The organism is Serratia sp. 1D1416, from assembly GCF_003641105.1.
Lineage (GTDB): Bacteria > Pseudomonadota > Gammaproteobacteria > Enterobacterales > Enterobacteriaceae > Serratia > Serratia ficaria.
In genome coordinates this window covers 2,456,034-2,473,872 of record NZ_CP032738.1, presented here as the reverse complement: position 1 = coordinate 2,473,872, position 17,839 = coordinate 2,456,034, and the positions used below count along the sequence as shown (strand labels likewise).

The window sequence follows — 17,839 nt, the reverse complement described above, 5'->3', positions numbered from 1 at the left end:
TGAGTTGTAATTAAACTGTAAATGCATTGATAAAAATCTGGGCTTGTACTAAAACCTATTACATATACACAACAGGTCAGACCTCTTACTACTTCGGAGCTTCTTATGATGGTTCTTAGTATTGTCGTTTTACTGGCACTCATTGGCGTGGTGTTTTACCACCGAGTGAACCTTACCCTCAGCAGCCTGATCCTGGTGGCCTACACCGCCGCCATGGGCGCCATCGGCCTGTGGAGCTTCTGGCTGTTGCTGCCGCTGGCGATTGTCCTGCTGCCGCTGAACCTCACCTCGCTGCGCCGCTCCCTGCTGTCTGCGCCGGCGCTGCGCGCTTTCCGCAAGGTAATGCCGCCGATGTCCACCACCGAGAAAGAGGCGATCGACGCCGGCACCACCTGGTGGGAAGGCGATCTGTTCCGCGGCGCGCCGGACTGGAACAAGCTGCACAACTACCCGAAACCGCAGCTGACGGCGGAAGAGCAGGCGTTTATCGATGGCCCGGTGGAAGAAGCCTGCCGCATGGCCAACGACTTCCAGATTACCCATGAACTGGCCGATCTGCCGCCGGAGCTGTGGGCGTACCTGAAAGAGCACCGCTTCTTCGCGATGATCATCAAGAAAGAGTACGGCGGCCTGGAGTTCTCTCCTTATGCTCAGGCGCGCGTGCTGCAAAAGCTGGCCGGCGTTTCCGGCATCCTGGCGATCACCGTCGGCGTGCCGAACTCCCTCGGCCCGGGCGAACTGCTGCAGCACTACGGCACCGATGAACAGAAAGATCACTACCTGCCGGGCCTGGCGCGCGGCGACGAAATCCCCTGCTTCGCCCTGACCAGCCCGGAAGCGGGCTCGGATGCCGGCGCCATTCCGGACGTCGGCACCGTGTGCATGGGCGAGTGGCAGGGCCAGCAGGTGCTGGGCATGCGCCTGACCTGGAACAAACGCTACATCACGCTGGCGCCGGTCGCCACCGTACTGGGCCTGGCCTTCAAGCTGTACGACCCCAACCACCTGCTGAGCGACAACGCGTCGCCGGGCATCACCTGTGCGCTGATCCCGACCGGCACGCCGGGGGTGGAAATCGGCAACCGCCACTTCCCGCTGAACGTGCCGTTCCAGAACGGCCCGACCCGCGGCACCGACGTGTTCGTGCCGATCGACTACATCATCGGCGGCCCGAAAATGGCCGGCCAGGGCTGGCGCATGCTGGTTGAATGTCTGTCGGTCGGCCGCGGCATCACCCTGCCGTCCAACTCTACCGGCAGCCTGAAGTCTATCGCGCTGGCGACCGGCGCCTACGCGCACATTCGCCGTCAGTTCAAGATTTCCATCGGCAAGATGGAAGGCATCGAAGAGCCGCTGGCGCGCATCGCCGGCAACACCTACGTGATGGACGCCGCCGCTTCGCTGATCACCTATGCCCTGGTGCAGGGCGAGAAACCGGCGGTGCTGTCGGCCATCGTTAAATACCACTGCACCCACAGGGGCCAGCAGTCGATTGTCGACGCGATGGACATCGCCGGCGGCAAAGGCATCATGCTGGGCGAATCCAACTTCCTGGCCCGCGCCTATCAGGGTGCGCCGATCGCCATCACGGTGGAAGGCGCCAACATCCTGACCCGCACCATGATGATCTTCGGCCAGGGCGCCATCCGCTGCCATCCGTACGTGCTGGATGAAATGGCGGCGGCGCAAAGCAACGATCTGAACGCCTTCGACAAGCTGCTGTTCGGCCACCTGGGCCACGTCGGCAGCAACAAGGTGCGCAGCTTCTGGCTGGGCCTGACCAACGGCCGCACCAGCGCCACGCCGACCAAGGACGCGACCCGCCGCTATTACCAGCAGCTGAACCGTCTGAGCGCCAACCTGGCGCTGCTGTCGGACGTTTCCATGGGCGTGCTGGGCGGCAGCCTGAAGCGCCGCGAGCGCATCTCCGCCCGCCTGGGGGACATCCTCAGCCAGATGTACCTGGCTTCGGCGGCGCTGAAACGCTTTGACGACGAAGGCCGCCAGAAGGAAGACCTGCCGCTGGTGCACTGGAGCGTACAGGACAGCCTGCACAAGGCTGAACAGGCGCTGGATGACCTGCTGCGCAACTTCCCGAACCGCTTTATCGCCGGGGCCATGCGTCTGGTGGTGTTCCCGTTCGGCCGCGTGCACACCGCGCCGTCCGATCGTCTGGACCACCAGCTGGCTAAAATCCTGCAGGTGCCTTCCGCCACCCGCAGCCGCCTGGGCCGCGGCCAGTACCTGACGCCGAGCGAGCATAACCCGGTCGGCCTGCTGGAAGCCGCGCTGGCGGACGTGATCGCCGCCGAGCCAATCCACGAACGCCTGTGCAAAGCGGCCGGCAAAAACCTGCCGTTCACCCGCCTGGATCGCCTAGCCGAACGCGCGCTGGAAGAAGGCAAGATCAGCGCCGACGAAGCGCAGATCCTGGTGAAAGCCGAGGAAAGCCGCCTGCGCTCCATCAACGTCGATGACTTCGCGCCGGATGCGCTGGCGGCCAGCAAGCCGGAAAAGCCGGCGGCGCCGTCTAAGCGCCAACAGCATACCGAAGCGGCATAACGGCGTTAAGCCGGTTCACCCAGGGGCGATAATTATCGCCCCTGTTTCTTTTTCGGCTCCGCCCGTTGGTGGTGTCGGACCAGCCCCATGAGCAGCCGCCTTGTCAGCCGTGCTGCCGGATACGCGCCAGCAGGGCATCGATATGCTCAATCTGCGGCGCATTGACGATCAGCGCGCGGCCCAGCCCCAGCGCATTGCGCTGGCATTCGAGACGCATCTCGGCGTCGCCGATGCTGTCCAGATCGGCGACGTGGGCCAGGCCGATGGTGCGCCGGATCAGCTCGCTGCCGCAATACCCCACCGCATCAGCCCACACCTGCTGCAGGAACTGTTCGGCGTAACCCGGCGTCGCCAGCGCCGCTTCGCGGCTGCGCTGATGACACAGCGACAGGAAGCGATCGGCGAAAATCAGCCACAGCTCGCGCACGTCCTGCAGGCGCTGTTCGCGCCCGGCGGCGGCGTCGCGCGGCCCGAACAGGCCCGGCAGCCCGCAATAATTCAGCAGCAAATTGCCCAACGCGGTGCCGACGTCAAAGCCGATCGGGCCGTAGAAACCGAACTCGGCGTCGATCGCCTTCAGCCGGCCTTCGCCGACAAAGATCGAACCGCTGTGAATATCCCCGTGCAGCAGGGCCTCCGCCTTGCTCAGGAAGCGGTGCTTAAGCCCGGCGATCGCCAGCTTCAGCGCCGCATCGGTGCGCAGCTCCTGCACCTGCGGCAGCAGCGCCGGGTCAAACTGATTGCGCTCGTGCTCGACATAAGGATCGGTAAAAAACAGGTCTTCGGTGATCTGGCACAGTTCAGGGTTGGTAAAGCGGCTGACGTCGGCCTTCTTCTGCTGGGCCGGCTGGTAAAAGTCGGAGGTGTGGAACAGGGTTTGCGCCAGATATTCCGCCAGCTGCCCCGCCGCCAGCGGATGGTAGTTGCCCTGCACCAGCTCGCTGCGCCAGATGCGAAGGTCGGAAAGATCTTCCTGCACCATCACCGCCAGCTCAGGATCGTGATGCAGTACCTTCACCGTGTGCCGCGGGCAGAAGCCGCCGTGGATCAGCAAGGTTTCCGCCTCGATGCGCGCCCGGTCCAGGGTCAGCGGCCAGGATTCGCCCACGCAGCGGACATAGGGCAGCGCCTGCTTGACGATCACCCGGCTCACGCCGCCGCGGTCGCGGATCTTGAACACCAGATTCAGATTGCCGTCGCCAATTTCATCGGCGCTCACCAGCGCCTGCGGATCGGCCACCTGCCCATATTGACGGGCATACTCAACGGCATCGGCAGCAGTAAACGTACGATAAAGCGACATTCCCAACCCCTCTGTTCTCTCTCGCTCACGGACACGGCGACAGTATTTTTTAGACGTAAAAGCATTTGGACGTCTATACATCCGGAAGTCATGTTGGCAGAATAGCTTTCCAGATGCAATAACTACGCAACAAGGAATTAACTGCCGATGCAAGCGCTTAACACCACCAGTTTGACCCTGCGTGACAACCGACTTTGGATCCTCGATCAGCAAGCCCTGCCGCAGGAAAAGCAGTGGCGCGCCTGCGACAGCGTGGAAGAATTGGTGGGGCATATCCACAGCCTGCGGGTCCGCGGCGCGCCGTTGATTGGCCTGTCCGCCAGTCTGCTGCTGGCGCTGCTGGCGGAGCGCGGGCTGCCGCGCGGCGAGCTGGAGCAGGCGTTGCAAACGCTGCGCGCCGCCCGGCCGACGGCGGTGAACCTGATGAACAATCTGGACCGCATGAAGCAGGCGCTGGAAAGGCCGGACTGGGCGCCGGCGATGGCGGAGGAAGCGCTGCGGCTGGTGGAGGAAGACCGCCGGTTGTGCGATCGCATCGCCGATCACGGCGCAGAGCTGGTACCGCCCGGCAGCCGTCTGCTGACCCATTGCAACACCGGCGGGCTGGCGACCGCCGGCATCGGCACCGCCATCGGCGTGCTGCTGCGCGCCCATCAACAGGGCAAGGTGCAGCAGGTGTGGGTCGATGAAACTCGGCCATTATTGCAGGGCGGCCGCCTGACCGCCTGGGAGCTGGGCGAACTGGGCATCCCCTACCGGCTGATTTGCGATTCGATGGCTGCCGGCCTGATGGCGCAGGGCCAGGTCGACGCCGTGTGGGTCGGCGCGGACCGCATCGCCGCCAACGGCGACGTGGCCAATAAAATCGGCACCTACAGCCTGGCGGTGCTGGCGCGCTATCACCGCATTCCGTTCTACGTCGCCGCCCCGCACACCACCCACGATCCGCACTGCCCGAACGGCGCGGCCATTCCGATCGAGCAACGCGCGGCAACCGAGGTCACCGGCGTGTCCGGCAGCTTCGGCACATGCCAATGGGCGCCGCTCGATGCGCCGGTGTATAACCCGGCCTTCGACGTGACGCCGGCGGCGCTGATCGACGGTTGGGTATTCGACAGCGGCGTGATTACGCCACAGCAGGTCAAGGACGGGATTTTTCAGCGGGCGTTAGGGTAACGCCCGCGCAGGTGACTCAGTCGAGACGCGGGTAGGCGTCGGCGATGTTGTCGCCGGTGAAATGCGCCACCCAGCCTTCCGGGTTATCGAATACGCGGATCGCCGTGAAGTTGGGCGCCGATCCCATATCGAACCAGTGGCGGGTGTTGGCCGGCACCGAGATCAGATCGTTCTTCTCGCACAGGATCTGGAAGATCTTGCCGTCCAGATGCAGGCAAAACAGCCCCGCGCCTTCGACGAAGAAGCGCACCTCGTCTTCGCCGTGGGTGTGTTCCGACAGGAACTTGTCGCGCAACGCCTGCCGCTGTTCGTTGTCCGGCCGCATGCTGATCACATCCCAGCTCTGATAGCCTTTTTCCGCCACCAGCCGGTCGATTTCATGCTGATAGGCGGCGATCACCGCCGCCGGTTGCGGGTTATCGCCCAGCTCGCGATCCGCCTGCCAGCGCTCGAAACGCACGCCGATTTGCGCCAGCCGTTGCTGAATAGCCTCCGCATCCTGGCTCTGCCACAGCGGCTGCTGCGGCTGCCGATCGCTAAAAATGGTCAATCCACTCATGAGGCAAACTCCCCTAAATCAATCTGATCAAAACGGTTAACCTGCGGGTGCCGGCTCTGTGCGTCCGCCTGATCGCGGATCAGCTGGCAGGTATGCCAACCGGCGGCCTGGGCGGCGTCCAGCTCCTGATGAATGTCGGACAAAAACAGCAGCTCATCGGGCGCCAGGCCGATGGCCTGGGCGATATTGCGGTACGAAGCGGTTTCGCGCTTGGCGCCGACGCGGGTGTCGAAATAGCCGCTGAACAACGGCTGCAGATCGCCGGCTTCGCTGTAGCCGAACAACAGCTTCTGCGCCTCCACCGAGCCGGAGGAGTAAACGTACAGCCGCAGCCCCTGCCGCTGCCAGGTCGCCAGTTGGCCGGCCACCTCCGGGTACAGATGGCCGCGGAAATCGCCGCTGAGATAGCCGCTGCGCCAGATGATGCCCTGCAGCGCCTTCAGCGCGGTGGACTTGCGATCTTCATCCATAAAGCGGTACAGCGCGGCTGTCAGCGATTCGATGCCCGCCTCGGGTTGCCCAAGCTCCTGACGCAGGGCGGCCAGCGGCGCGGCCACCTCGCGGTCATCGGCGTGTTGGCGCAAAAAATCCGCCAGCCGCGCGCGCGCATAGGGAAACAGCACCTGGTGCACAAAGCGGATATCGCTGGTAGTGCCTTCAATATCGGTCACGATGGCGCGGATCATTTCGCCTCCAGTAAGCGGCGTTGCAGTTCACACTGGAACAGGAATTCCAGCCCTTCAAGATGACGGCGGGCTTCCGCCACCTGGCGGCCCCAGCAGTACAGACCGTGGCCGCGCACCAGAAAACCGTACTGCAGCGGCGTGGTTTCCGCATAGGCCGCCACGCGCGCCGCCAGCCGCGGAATATCCTGATCGTTGTCGAAGATAGGGATCGCCACGCGATCCAGGTGGCTGTTCTGCCCGCCGAGCGATTTTTGCATCTCATAGCCCTGCAGCACCAGCGCTTCGCTGCGCTCGACGCGCGACAGCACGGTGGCGTTGACCGAATGGGTATGCAGCACCGCGCCAATCTGCGGGTACAGGCGGTAAATCAGGGTATGCAGACCGGTCTCCGCCGAGGGCGTGCGGCCGCTCGGCACGTGGTTGTCGGCGGTATCCACCCGCAGGAAGTCCGCCGCCGTCAGGCTGCCCTTGTCCTTGCCGGATTCGGTGACCAGGCACCGCTCATCGTCGAGGCGCAGCGACATGTTGCCGCCGGTCGCCGGGCACCAGCCCTTTTCGCCAATCCAGTGGCAGGCGGCCAATAGTGCTGTAAGTTGCGGATTATCCGTCATTATCGTATCCCGATCTGTGAAGTCGCCAGCCGATGCGGCTTAGAATGACCGGCGTCGCGGCAAGATCCGCCCCGCATTTAGCCATCTAAGCGTCTTGATTGCCAAATACTAACATCGTGTTATATTGACGGCAACATAAGCGCCAGGAGTTTAAGCCGACCATGAGCACTTCCGCATTGATTCCCGAAAGCAAACTGCCTGCACTGGGCACCACCATCTTTACCCAGATGAGCGCGCTGGCGCAGCAGCATCAGGCGATCAACCTGTCGCAGGGCTTCCCCGATTTCGATGGCCCGGACTACCTGAAAGAGCGTCTCGCCTGGCACGTCGCCCAGGGCGCCAACCAATATGCGCCGATGACCGGCGTCGCGCCGCTGCGCGAGGCCATCGCCGAGAAAACCGCCCGGCTGTATGGCTGGCAGCCGGACGCCAATAGCGAAGTGACCGTCACCGCCGGCGCGACCGAAGCGCTGTTCGCCGCCATCAGCGCGCTGGTGCGGCCCGGCGACGAGGTGATTTGCTTTGATCCCAGCTACGACAGCTATGCGCCCGCGGTCACGCTGGCCGGCGGTACGCTGAAACGCATCGCCCTGCAGCCGCCGGCCTTTAGCGTCGACTGGCGGCAGTTCGCCGGGCTGCTGTCGCCGCGTACCCGTCTGGTGATCGTCAATACGCCGCACAACCCGTCCGCCACCGCCTGGCAGGCGGAAGATTTGCAGCAGCTGTGGCAGGCCATCGCCGAGCATGAAATCTACGTGCTCAGCGACGAGGTCTACGAGCATATCTGCTTCGCCAGGGGCGGACACGCCAGCGTGCTGGCCCACCCGCAGCTGCGCCAACGGGCGATCGCCGTCTCTTCGTTCGGCAAAACCTTCCACATGACCGGCTGGAAAGTCGGTTACTGCGTGGCGCCGACCGCGCTGAGCGCCGAAGTGCGCAAGGTGCACCAATACCTGACCTTCGCGGTCAATACCCCGGCCCAGCTGGCGCTGGCGGATATGCTGCGCGCCGAACCGCAGCACTGGCAACGGCTGCCGGCGTTCTACCGCGCCAAACGCGACCGCTTTGTGCAGGCGCTGGCGAACAGCCGACTGGAAATTTTGCCCTGCGAAGGTACATACTTCCTGCTGGCGGATTACGGCGCCATCTCCGATCTGGACGATGTGGCGTTCTGCCGTTGGTTAACCGAGCACGCAGGCGTGGCGGCCATTCCGCTGTCGGTCTTCTGTGCCGATCCTTTCCCCCATAAATTGATCCGGCTGTGCTTCGCCAAACAGGACGACACGCTGGATGCAGCTGCGGAGCGGTTATGTCGACTTTAAAAATCACCCTGTTGCAGCAACCGCTGGTCTGGCGCGACGGCGCCGCCAACCTGCGCCATTTCGACGCCCTGCTGGCCCCGATCGCCGGCCGTGACCTGATCGTGCTGCCGGAGATGTTCACCACCGGCTTCGCCATGGACGCCGGCGAAAGCGCGCTGCCTGAACAGCGGGTGATCGACTGGCTGCATGGCTGGGCGGTGAAAACCCACGCGCTGGTAGGCGGCAGCGTGGCGCTGAAAACCGCCGAGGGCGCGGTCAACCGCTTCCTGCTGGTGGAGCCGGGCGGCCGGGTGCATGCCTATGACAAACGCCATCTGTTCCGCATGGCCGGCGAACACCTGCATTATCAGGCCGGTAAACGCCGCGAGATTTTCGAATGGCGCGGCTGGCGCATCCTGCCGCAGATTTGCTACGACCTGCGCTTCCCGGTGTGGTCGCGCTACCAGCAGGATTACGATCTGGCGCTGTACGTCGCCAACTGGCCGGCGCCGCGCAGCAGACACTGGCAAACGCTGCTGGCGGCGCGGGCGATTGAAAATCAGGTCTACGTGGCCGGCTGCAACCGCGTCGGCGCAGACGGCAACGGCCTGGACTACAGCGGCGACAGCCTGATCCTCAGCCCGCAGGGCGAAATCCTGGCCGATGCCGAAGCCGGCGCGGCCGCGCGGCTGGACGCCGAGCTGTCGCTGGAAAACCTGCAGGGCTACCGCAGCGCCTTCCCCGCCTGGCGCGATGCCGACAGCTTCCTGCGCCACGACTGATATCCCGCCCGGGCGCAGCCCGCTGCGCCCGCACCTTTCAGGAAAGCTCCTCTTCCGCCGCGTTTTTCTCCGCAGGGCCGACCCGGTTGAACAGCAGATTCAGCAACAACGCCGCCAGGCAGGCCGCGCTGATGCCGGAATGCAGCAGGGTGCGCACCCAGTGCGGGAACCGATCGTAGAACGTCGGCATCACGATCGGGATCATGCCGAAGGCGATGGACGTCGCCACCACCACCAGATTCATGTTGTCCTTGTAATCGACTTTCGCCAGCGTGCGAATGCCGCTGGCGGCCACCGAGCCAAACAGCACCACGCCGGCGCCGCCCAACACCGGCAGCGGAATGCAGGCCACCAGCCGGCCCAGTACCGGCAACAGCCCCAGCAACACCAGGATCGCGCCGCCGGCGCTGACCACGAAGCGGCTCTTCACGCCGGAGATCGCCACCAGCCCGATATTCTGCGCGAACGAGCTCTGCGGAAACGAATTGAACACCGGCGACAGCGCGCTGGACAGCATATCGGCGCGCAGGCCGTTGGCGATGCGGCGCGAGTCCACCGGCGAACCGACGATCTCGCCGACCGCCATCAGGCCGGCGGTGGTTTCCGTCAGCAATACCAGCACGATCAGCAGCATCGACAGAATGGCGCTGGGCTCGAAGGTCGGCCAGCCGTAGGCGAACGGCTCGGGAAACGCCAGCCAGGGCCCCTCGCCCAGCGCAGCGAAGCTCAGCTTGCCCGTCAGTGCCGCCGCCGCGCAGCCGGCCACCATCGCCAGCAGCACCGACAGCCGCTTCAGCGCCGGTGACCCGACCTTGTTCAGCAGCAAAATCACCGCCAGCGTGAAGGCCGCCAGGCCGATATTGCCGGTCGATCCCCAGTCCGCCGCGCCGGCCTTGCCGCCCATCGCCCAGCGCACCGCGACCGGCATCAGCGACAGGCCAATCGCCGTCACCACGCAGCCGGTCACCACCGGGGGAAAGAAGCGGATAATCTGCGCAAAGAACGGCGCGATCAGCAAGCCGACCACCGAAGCGGCGATCACCGCGCCGAACACCGCCGGCAGCCCGCCGTCGCCGGTCGCTATGGTCACCATGGCCGCCACCCCGGCGAAGGAAACGCCCTGCACCAGGGGCAACCGCGAGCCGAAGCCGCGCACGCCCAGGGTCTGCAACAGCGTCGCCAGCCCGCTGACGAACAGCGCCGCCGTCACCAGCATGCCGATCTGCGGCGCGTTCAATCCGGCGGCGGAGCCGATGATCAGCGGCGGCGCGATGATGCCGCCGTACATGGTCAAAATATGCTGCAGGCCGTAGGCAAAGGTTTTTCCCAGCGGCAGTTTTTCATCTTCCGGGCAGCACGAAGCCGCGCCCTTATCCTGAGACAGAGCCATAGGCACCTCGTCAATTGGGTTAACCGCGGTGGGGCGTTAGCTGCCCCGGTAGGTTGAATACGAATAGGGGCCGATAAGCAGCGGCAAATGGTAATGCTGCGCCGCATCGCGGATGGCCACCTCGATAATCGCCGTGCGGTACAGCGTTTCTCGCCCGTCGGCGGCAAAGTAAGCGCCAAGATCGGCATGCAGGCGATAATGCCCGGCGCCGGCGCCCTCCGGCGTCAGATCGCGAACGCGGCCGTCGGCGTCGGTGCGGCTTTCCGCCTGCTTCAGCCACTGGCCGTCGCATTCGCGCTCCAGCCATACCCGCACGTTGGCCGCAGGTTTGCCGACCGAGGTATCCAGAATATGGGTGCTGATGTTACTCATCGCTCAATAACTCCTTCAAACGCAACAAGGTGATTTCACGCAGCTGCTCGGCGGTTTCACGCTGTTCCTGCTGCGGGTCGTTATGCAACCGGCGCTCCAGCTCTTGCAGGATGCTCTGCCCATCGCGGCCGGCGGCGCGGATCAAAAATACCCGTTCAAACTGCTGTTCATAACGGCGATTGGCCGCCAGCAGCGCCTGTTGCAGCGCCGCGTCCTGCGCGTTTACCGCCGATTGCTCGCGCCGGGAAAACGCCGCTTCTCGCCCGGCCCCCTGCGCGCGCTCGCCGATGCGCGGATGCTGCGCCAGCGCCTGGGCCACCTCTTCCGGCCGCCAGCGCAAGGCGGCCTGGCGCGCCGTCGCCAACGCGGCGTCTACGCCGCTGAACGGCCGCGCGGCAATCAGCGCCGCGATCCAGCTGTCGATGTCCACGCAGGGGCGCAGCAGGCGCTCCGCCTCCGCCGCCGACAGCCGGTTAAAACGTTGCAGCTTCATCAGCCGTTCTCCCAGCTGGCGACCGTCTGGCAGTAGGCCTGAATGGCCAGCGCCACGTCCGCCGGCGTGACGGCTTCCGCCGGGTGATGGCTGATGCCGCGGTCACAGCGCACGAACAGCATGCCCACCGGCCAGTCCGCCGCCACGGCGATGGCGTCGTGCCCGGCGCCGCTCGGCAACGCCATGCTGCGCCCCTGCACCCGCTGCACGCCGTCATGCCAGCGCCGCTGCAACCCGGCGTCGCACGCCGTCGCGTCGATACGGTAAAACTCTTCGCTGGCAAACCGCAGCCCGCGCCGCGCGCAGATCGCCTGCGCCTGCCGCAACAGCTGCGCCAGCAGCGTCGCCAGCGCGCCGTCTTCCGGACCGCGCACGTCGAGCGTCAGCTTCACCTCGCCGGGGATCACGTTGACCGCTCCCGGCAGGCTGTCAATGCACCCCACCGTCGCCACCAGATGCGGATCGGCGGCGCGGGTGATGCCCTCGACCGCCACCATCCACTCCGCCGCCGCCGCCAGCGCGTCTTTGCGCTGCCCCATCGGCACGGTGCCGGCATGGCCGGCCTCGCCGCTGAAGGTGCAGTTAAGGCGGCGAGCGCCGTTGATCGCCGTCACCACGCCCAGCGCCAGCCCGGCGGCCTCCAGGCAGGGGCCCTGTTCGATGTGCAGCTCCAGATAGGCGCAGATATCGCCTGGCGCGCGGCGCGCCTGCGCAATGGCCGCCGGATCCAGGCCGAAATCGCGCAGCGCCTGCGCCACGGTAACGCCGTCGGCATCGGTGCGCGCCAGCCATTCCTCCGGCCACCGGCCGGTGATGCCGCGGCTGCCCAGCAGGGCCACGCTGAAACGCGTGCCTTCTTCATCGGCAAAGCCGATCACCTCGACCGCCACCGGCAAACGGCGCTGCCGGCGGTGCAGCTGCGCCACCACTTCCAACGCGGTCAGTACGCCGAGCATGCCGTCGTAACGCCCGGCGTTGCGCACCGTATCCAGATGCGAGCCGAGCAACAGCGCCGGTGCGCCGGGCGTCTGGCCCTCATAGCGGCCGCAGATATTGCCGACGCCGTCTTGCCACACCTCCATGCCGATGCTGCGCATCCAGTCCCCCACCAGCAGGTTGGCGCGCCGATGTTCCGGGGAGAGATAGGTGCGCGTCAGCTGCCCCGGCGTGGCCGAGATCGCCGCCAGCGCGTCGCAGCGCGCCATCACCCGCGCCGCCGCCTGTTCCGCCTCCTGGGCGGTTAACAGCGCCGTCATCAGCGGCTCCCGGCGTCGTAAGTATTCCAGGCCGCCTGCAGCGCTTCCCCCTGCTGGCTGGCGAAGCCCAGGCGGTTCAATACCGCCTCCAGCGCGGTCAGGGTCTGCAGCACGCAGTCTTTGCGCGCGTTGTAGCCCATGGTGCCGATGCGCCAGATCTTGCCCTGCAGCGGGCCGAACGAGGTGCCGATTTCGATGGCGAAGTCGTTCAGCATCATCTGCCGCACCTGCTCGCCGTGCACCTGCGGCGGGATCACCACCCCCAACACGTTGTTCATGCGGTGGTCGAGATCGCCGAACACCTCCAGCCCCATGCCCTGAATGCCGGCCAGCATCGCCGCGCCGTGCAGCCGATGGCGGGCAATGGCGTTATCCAGCCCTTCTTCGAGGATCACCCGCGCGCATTCGCGGGCGGCGAACAGCATGCTGGTGGCTTCGGTGTGGTGATTGAGCCGTTCGGGGCCCCAGTAATCCATGATCATGCCGAGGTCGAAATAGTTGGAGTAGATCATCTCGTCGTCGCCGTCGGCGTGATCGGCGGTGCGAATGCCCTGCTCCACGCATTTGCGGCGGCGCACGATCTCTTCAAACTGCGGGCTGAGGGTGACGGGCGAGCTGCCGGACGGGCCGCCCAGGCATTTTTGCAGGCCGGCGGACACCGCATCCAGCCCCCAGGCGTCGGTTTCCAGCGGGTTGCCGCCAAAGGAGGCGGTGGCGTCGGTGTAGAACAGCACGCCGTGCCGACGGCAGATTTCGCCCAGCTGCTCCAGCGGCTGCAGCATGGTGGTGGAGGTGTCGCCCTGCACCGTCAGCAGCAGGCGTGGGCGCACCTTCTTGATGGCGTCTTCGATGCGATCGGCGCTGAACACTTCTCCCCACTGCGCCTCGATGCTGTGCACTTCGGCTCGGCAGCGGCGGGCGATTTCGCACAGCAGGTGGCCGAAGCGGCCGAATACCGGCACCAGCACCTTGTCGCCGGGGCGAATGGCGGAGACCAGCATCGCCTCGATGCCGGAGCGCGAGGTGCCGTCCACCAGCATCGTCCAGCGGTTTTCGGTGCGGAACAGCGCGCGGTACAGCGCCATCACCTGATTCATGTAGCCGGTCATCGCCGGATCGTACTGGCCGATCAGCTGGCTCGACATGGCGCGCAGCACGCGCGGGTCGGCGTTGATCGGCCCCGGCCCCATCAGCAGACGGGCGGGGGGTTAATCTGATCGAATTGAGTGATATCCAGCATGTTAATTCCTTACCAGCTTAATAACTTGTTATTTTGAGCGTCGAAATCAGGCCTCAGACAGCCCGCGGACCGAAGCGATAAACTGTTTTAATTCCTGCGTTTGCGGGTTGGCGAACAGCGTGCGGCTGTCGCCCTGCTCCCACACTTTGCCCTGGTGCATAAACACCACCCGGTCGCCCACCTCGCGGGCGAAGTTCATCTCATGGGTCACCAGGATCAGGGTCATGCCTTCCTTCGCCAGCTGCTCGAGCACCTTCAGCACCTCGCCCACCAGCTCGGGATCCAGCGCCGAGGTGATCTCGTCGCACAGCAGCACCTTAGGCTTCATCGCCAGCGCCCGGGCGATCGCCACCCGCTGCTGCTGCCCGCCGGAGAGGTTGGCCGGCGCATAGTGCATGCGCTCCCCCAGCCCGACCTTGTTCAGCATCTCTTCCGCCAGCCGGCGGCATTCGGCCGGGCTTTTTTTCAGCACCCGGCGCGGCGCCAGCATCACGTTTTCCAGCGCGCTCATGTGCGGGAACAGGTTGAAGTTTTGGAACACCATGCCGATCGAACGGCTGATTTCACGCGCCTGCGAATCGCGGTCGGTGATGGTCATGCCGCCCAGCTTGATGCTGCCTTCCTGGTAGCCCTCCAGCCCATTGATGCAGCGCAGCAGCGTGCTTTTGCCGGATCCGCTGCGGCCGATGATGGAAATCACCTGCCCCATGTCGATATCCAGATCCACGCCTTTCAGCACATGGTTCTGACCGTAATATTTTTGAACCTGATTAATTGTGATGAGCGGCATGGAATTTTTTCTCCAGATAATGACTGTAGCGCGACAGCGGATAACACATCAGGAAATAGCCCAGCGCCACCAGGCCGAAGACTTTAAAGGGTTGATAGGTCACGTTATTCAGCATGGTGCCGGCCTTGGTCAGCTCGACGAAGCCGATGATCGACGCCAGCGCGGTGCCCTTGATCACCTGCACCGAAAACCCGACGGTCGGCGCGATGGCGATGCGCACCGCCTGCGGCACGATCACCCGCAGCAGGGTCTGGCCGAAGCTCAACCCCAGGCAGCGCGAGGCTTCCCACTGCCCCTTCGGCAGCGCGGCGATGCTGCCGGACCAGATATCCACCAGAAAGGCGCTGGTGAACAGCGTCAGCGCCAGCGCGGCGGCGGTCCAGGGGCTGACGTCGATGCCGAACAGCGCCAGGCCGAAAAACGCCAAAAACAGCTGCATCAGCAGCGGCGTGCCCTGAAACAGCTCGGCGTAAAAGCGGACAAACCGCAGCGCCCAGCGCCGTTTGCTCAGGCGCAGCAGCAACAGCGGCAGCGTCACCAGCGTACCGCCGAAGAACGCGGTCAGCGACAGCAGCAGCGTCCAGCGCGCCGCCAACAGCAGGTTGCGCACGATGTCCCAGTCGGTAAAGGTCAGCATCAGCCCTGGCTCCCCAAAAAGCGTCGTCCGGCGGCCAGCAGCAGCTGGCGCATCAGCACCGACAACAGCAGATAAAACAGCGTCGTCACCAGATAGACCTCAAAGCTGAGGAAGGTGCGCGACTGGATCAGGTTGGCGGCGAAGGTCAGCTCTTCGAACGAGACCTGCGACACCACCGATGACCCCAGCATCACGATAATGCACTGGCTGACCAGCGCCGGATAAATGCGCTGCAGCGACGGCGGCAGCACGATGCGCAAAAAGGTCTGGCTGCGGCTGAACCCCAGCACCCGCCCCGCCTCCCACTGGCCCTTCGGCGTCACCTGAATGCCGGCGCGGATAATCTCGGTGCTGTAGGCGCCGAGGTTAATCACCATCGCCAACAGCGCCGCCTGCCCGGCGGTCAGCTTCCAGCCCAGGCTCGGCAGACCGAACACGATAAAAAACAGCTGCACCACGAACGGCGTGTTGCGCACCGCTTCGACGTAAAGGCCCCAGATGCGGCTCAGCAGGGTGGTTTTGCCGCTGCGGATCGCCGCGCCGCAAATCCCCAGCGCCACGCCCATCAGGGTCGCCATCGCCGTCAGCTCGACGGTGGTCAGCAGCCCCGCCAGCAGCTCCGGCAGATAGGGCCACAGGGCGGGAAAATTCAGCTGATAGGTCATCGGACGCTCCCGTTAGGCGCCAAGGTTGGCGGGCAGCGGCGCTTTCAGCCATTTTTCCGACAGGCCATTCAGGGTGTTGTCCTGCAGCGCCTGCCCAATCAGCTCGTCCACCCTGGCCTTCAGCGCCGGTTCGCCCAGGCGCAGGCCCACGTAGCACGGCGAATCCTTCAGCATGAACTTGGCGACCGGCGCCTTGCCCGGATTCTGCCGCGCCAGGGCGCTCACCACCAGATTGCCGGTGGCGATGTATTGCACCTGGCCGGACAGATAGGCCGACAACGTGGTGTTGTTATCCTCATAACGTTTGATCTGCGCGCCCTTCGGCGCGCTATCGCTCAGCACCATGTCTTCCACCGCGCCGCGCGTCACGCCGACGGTTTTGCCGGCCAGCTGCGCGGCGTCGCCCAACGCGGCGTCCTGCGGACCGAACACGCCGAGGAAGAACGGCGCATAGGCGCGGCTGAAGGCGATGGTCTTCTCGCGCTCCGGGTTTTTACCCAGGCTGGAGATCACCAGATCCACCTTGTTGGTCTGCAGGTAAGGCACGCGGTTGGCGCTGGTCACCGGCACCAGCTGCAACTTAAGTTTCATTTTGTCGGCCAGATAATGCGCCATGTCGATGTCATAACCCTGCGGCTGCAGATCGGTGCCGACCGAACCGAACGGCGGGAAATCTTGCGGCACCGCCACGCGCAGCACGCCGCGCCGCTGGATCTCCTGCAGCTGGTCCGCCATCGCCGAAGCCGCCTGCGTCATCAACGCGACCGCAGCCAAGGCAACCCACAGTGTTTTCTTGATGTTCATAGAGTATCCCCGATGGTGAAATGATGAAACAAAAGATTCTTTGCGTATCACTCTGCAACTAATGTGCCAATCGGGGATGCGATGAACGATCTGCTTTAATGCCCGCAGGTTATCGGATGACCATCGCTATTTCCCCGCGCTCGCTGCGGCGGGGAGGGGAACAACATGGGGAAGAGAATGCACCATTAAAGTGCACAAGCACCAAAACGGCGCCGGATTCAGCGCTGTTCCAGTTCGTCCAGCTCCTGGTACAAATCGGCGATTTGATGGATGCGCTGCCTGCCCTGCGCCAGCGTCTCGTGCAGCAGCGCGTTGCTGAGCAGATTGGCCAGGCTCATGGCGGCGGAGTAGCTGTCGAAGGCCGACACGCTGTCGAGCGGCGCGGCCAAATGCCAGCTGGCCAGCGGGATCAGCGCCTGCGCCTGCGGCTCGCAGATCAACAGCGTCGGCACCCGTTGAGTTTGCAGCCGGGTCAGGATCGCCCTGAGCTGGCGCGGACGGCGGCGAAACGCCACCACCACCGCCACGTCCTGCGGCGCCAGATCGGTCAGCTCTTCCGCCAGGGTTTGCCCCGGCTGCGGCACCAGCAGCACCCTTTCGCGCACCTGCAGCAGCTGTTGGCGCAGGTGCATCGCCACCGGGTAACTGTTGCGGAACCCCATCAGCACCACGCGCCGCGCCTGCACCAGCGCGGCGATCACCGCATTGAACTGGTGCGCATCGATATGGTTCACCCAGTGAGTCAGGTTGGCCATCTCCTGCTTGTAGTGGCGCGCCAGCAGGGTGTTGCCCTGCACCGCGTCCCGGTTGTCGGTCAGCGGCATGCCGCTCTGGCGCAGGGTGCGCAGCTCATCGCGCATATCGCGGTAGCTGCGGTAGCCCAGGCGCTTGAACAGCCGGCTGACCGTGGCTTTGGATACGCCGCTCAGGCGCGCCAGTTCGGCGCTGTTGTAGCCGAGCAGGTCATCGAAGTGGTCGAAGATAAAATCGGCCACCCGCTGCTCCAGCGGCGTCAGCTGCGGATATTCGCCGCGCAGGCGCTCATCAATCTGTTGCATCGTTACTCCTGCTTGCCCCTGCCGTTCAGCGCGCAGCCAACGCCGCCGCACGCTGAAAAGATGACGGGGATGTAACCTTTGTTTCAGCGGAACATAGCACGCTTCGGCCACCCGCTGGCAAGCGATTATTGTCCGGCGGGAAAAGTGGAACGCC

Annotated in this window: 18 protein-coding genes; 4 read left to right on the top strand and 14 right to left on the bottom strand. The window is 64.7% G+C overall.

The genetic code is table 11. The features are described from left to right. The first annotated feature begins 105 nt into the window (after positions 1-105). Complete coding sequence (gene fadE, locus D7I37_RS11685) at positions 106-2,562, top strand: acyl-CoA dehydrogenase FadE (protein ID WP_061796107.1); 2,457 nt, start codon at positions 106-108, stop codon at positions 2,560-2,562. Between the two features lie 103 nt (positions 2,563-2,665). Here fadE and mtnK read toward each other — a convergent pair whose 3' ends face one another. Then, on the bottom strand, positions 2,666-3,865 hold the full coding sequence (mtnK, locus tag D7I37_RS11680) for an S-methyl-5-thioribose kinase (RefSeq protein ID WP_061796088.1): 1,200 nt from the start codon (positions 3,863-3,865) through the stop codon (positions 2,666-2,668). 147 nt (positions 3,866-4,012) lie between these two features. Here mtnK and mtnA point away from each other — a divergent pair, with 147 nt between their 5' ends. After that, positions 4,013-5,041: an S-methyl-5-thioribose-1-phosphate isomerase gene (gene mtnA, locus D7I37_RS11675; RefSeq protein WP_061796086.1), complete on the top strand. Its 1,029-nt coding sequence runs from the start codon at positions 4,013-4,015 to the stop codon at positions 5,039-5,041. Positions 5,042-5,057: 16 nt separating this feature from the next. Here mtnA and D7I37_RS11670 read toward each other — a convergent pair whose 3' ends face one another. The 3 genes from D7I37_RS11670 to D7I37_RS11660 are packed head-to-tail and all read right to left on the bottom strand — an operon-like array spanning position 5,058 to position 6,897. Further along, positions 5,058-5,600, bottom strand: a complete 543-nt coding sequence (locus tag D7I37_RS11670) for an acireductone dioxygenase (protein WP_061796085.1) — start codon at positions 5,598-5,600, stop codon at positions 5,058-5,060. After that, positions 5,597-6,286 carry an acireductone synthase gene (gene mtnC, locus D7I37_RS11665; protein WP_061796083.1) on the bottom strand — a complete coding sequence of 230 codons (690 nt, stop codon included), beginning with the start codon at positions 6,284-6,286 and terminating at the stop codon, positions 5,597-5,599. Before mtnC ends, D7I37_RS11670 begins: the two co-directional genes overlap by 4 nt. Then, positions 6,283-6,897: a methylthioribulose 1-phosphate dehydratase gene (locus D7I37_RS11660; protein WP_129543704.1), complete on the bottom strand. Its 615-nt coding sequence runs from the start codon at positions 6,895-6,897 to the stop codon at positions 6,283-6,285. The genes mtnC and D7I37_RS11660 overlap by 4 nt, the downstream gene beginning before the upstream one ends. 161 nt (positions 6,898-7,058) lie before the next feature. Between D7I37_RS11660 and D7I37_RS11655 the strand changes: the two genes are divergently transcribed. Together D7I37_RS11655 and D7I37_RS11650 are read left to right on the top strand one after the other, a co-directional pair. After that, positions 7,059-8,219, top strand: coding sequence for a pyridoxal phosphate-dependent aminotransferase (locus D7I37_RS11655; RefSeq protein ID WP_061796078.1), 1,161 nt, complete (start codon positions 7,059-7,061; stop codon positions 8,217-8,219). Further along, complete coding sequence (locus D7I37_RS11650; protein ID WP_061796077.1) at positions 8,207-8,980, top strand: amidohydrolase; 774 nt, start codon at positions 8,207-8,209, stop codon at positions 8,978-8,980. The genes D7I37_RS11655 and D7I37_RS11650 overlap by 13 nt, the downstream gene beginning before the upstream one ends. Positions 8,981-9,017: 37 nt before the next feature. Here D7I37_RS11650 and D7I37_RS11645 read toward each other — a convergent pair whose 3' ends face one another. The 10 genes from D7I37_RS11645 to D7I37_RS11600 all read right to left on the bottom strand — a co-directional run bounded on the left by D7I37_RS11645 (position 9,018) and on the right by D7I37_RS11600 (position 17,685). Next, a complete protein-coding gene (locus D7I37_RS11645) occupies positions 9,018-10,370 on the bottom strand; it encodes a nucleobase:cation symporter-2 family protein (protein ID WP_061796075.1) in 1,353 nt (450 codons plus the stop codon). Between the two features lie 36 nt (positions 10,371-10,406). After that, positions 10,407-10,742, bottom strand: coding sequence for a hydroxyisourate hydrolase (uraH, locus tag D7I37_RS11640; RefSeq protein ID WP_061796073.1), 336 nt, complete (start codon positions 10,740-10,742; stop codon positions 10,407-10,409). Further along, positions 10,735-11,235, bottom strand: coding sequence for a 2-oxo-4-hydroxy-4-carboxy-5-ureidoimidazoline decarboxylase (gene uraD, locus D7I37_RS11635; protein ID WP_061796071.1), 501 nt, complete (start codon positions 11,233-11,235; stop codon positions 10,735-10,737). The genes uraH and uraD overlap by 8 nt, the downstream gene beginning before the upstream one ends. After that, positions 11,235-12,491: an allantoate amidohydrolase gene (gene hpxK, locus D7I37_RS11630; protein WP_095095883.1), complete on the bottom strand. Its 1,257-nt coding sequence runs from the start codon at positions 12,489-12,491 to the stop codon at positions 11,235-11,237. Before hpxK ends, uraD begins: the two co-directional genes overlap by 1 nt. Further along, the gene (locus tag D7I37_RS11625) at positions 12,491-13,681 is read right to left on the bottom strand and encodes an alanine--glyoxylate aminotransferase family protein (RefSeq protein ID WP_129543703.1); all 1,191 of its coding nucleotides are present in this window, start codon (positions 13,679-13,681) and stop codon (positions 12,491-12,493) included. The genes hpxK and D7I37_RS11625 overlap by 1 nt, the downstream gene beginning before the upstream one ends. Positions 13,682-13,777: 96 nt before the next feature. Continuing rightward, on the bottom strand, positions 13,778-14,521 hold the full coding sequence (locus D7I37_RS11620; RefSeq protein WP_061796067.1) for an amino acid ABC transporter ATP-binding protein: 744 nt from the start codon (positions 14,519-14,521) through the stop codon (positions 13,778-13,780). Further along, on the bottom strand, positions 14,502-15,158 hold the full coding sequence (locus tag D7I37_RS11615; RefSeq protein WP_061796065.1) for an amino acid ABC transporter permease: 657 nt from the start codon (positions 15,156-15,158) through the stop codon (positions 14,502-14,504). The genes D7I37_RS11620 and D7I37_RS11615 overlap by 20 nt, the downstream gene beginning before the upstream one ends. Continuing rightward, a complete protein-coding gene (locus tag D7I37_RS11610; protein ID WP_061796064.1) occupies positions 15,158-15,823 on the bottom strand; it encodes an amino acid ABC transporter permease in 666 nt (221 codons plus the stop codon). Before D7I37_RS11610 ends, D7I37_RS11615 begins: the two co-directional genes overlap by 1 nt. A 12-nt stretch (positions 15,824-15,835) precedes the next feature. Next, positions 15,836-16,627, bottom strand: coding sequence for a transporter substrate-binding domain-containing protein (locus D7I37_RS11605; RefSeq protein ID WP_061796062.1), 792 nt, complete (start codon positions 16,625-16,627; stop codon positions 15,836-15,838). 218 nt (positions 16,628-16,845) lie between these two features. Further along, a complete protein-coding gene (locus D7I37_RS11600) occupies positions 16,846-17,685 on the bottom strand; it encodes a MurR/RpiR family transcriptional regulator (RefSeq protein WP_129543702.1) in 840 nt (279 codons plus the stop codon). Positions 17,686-17,839: the final 154 nt, after the last annotated feature.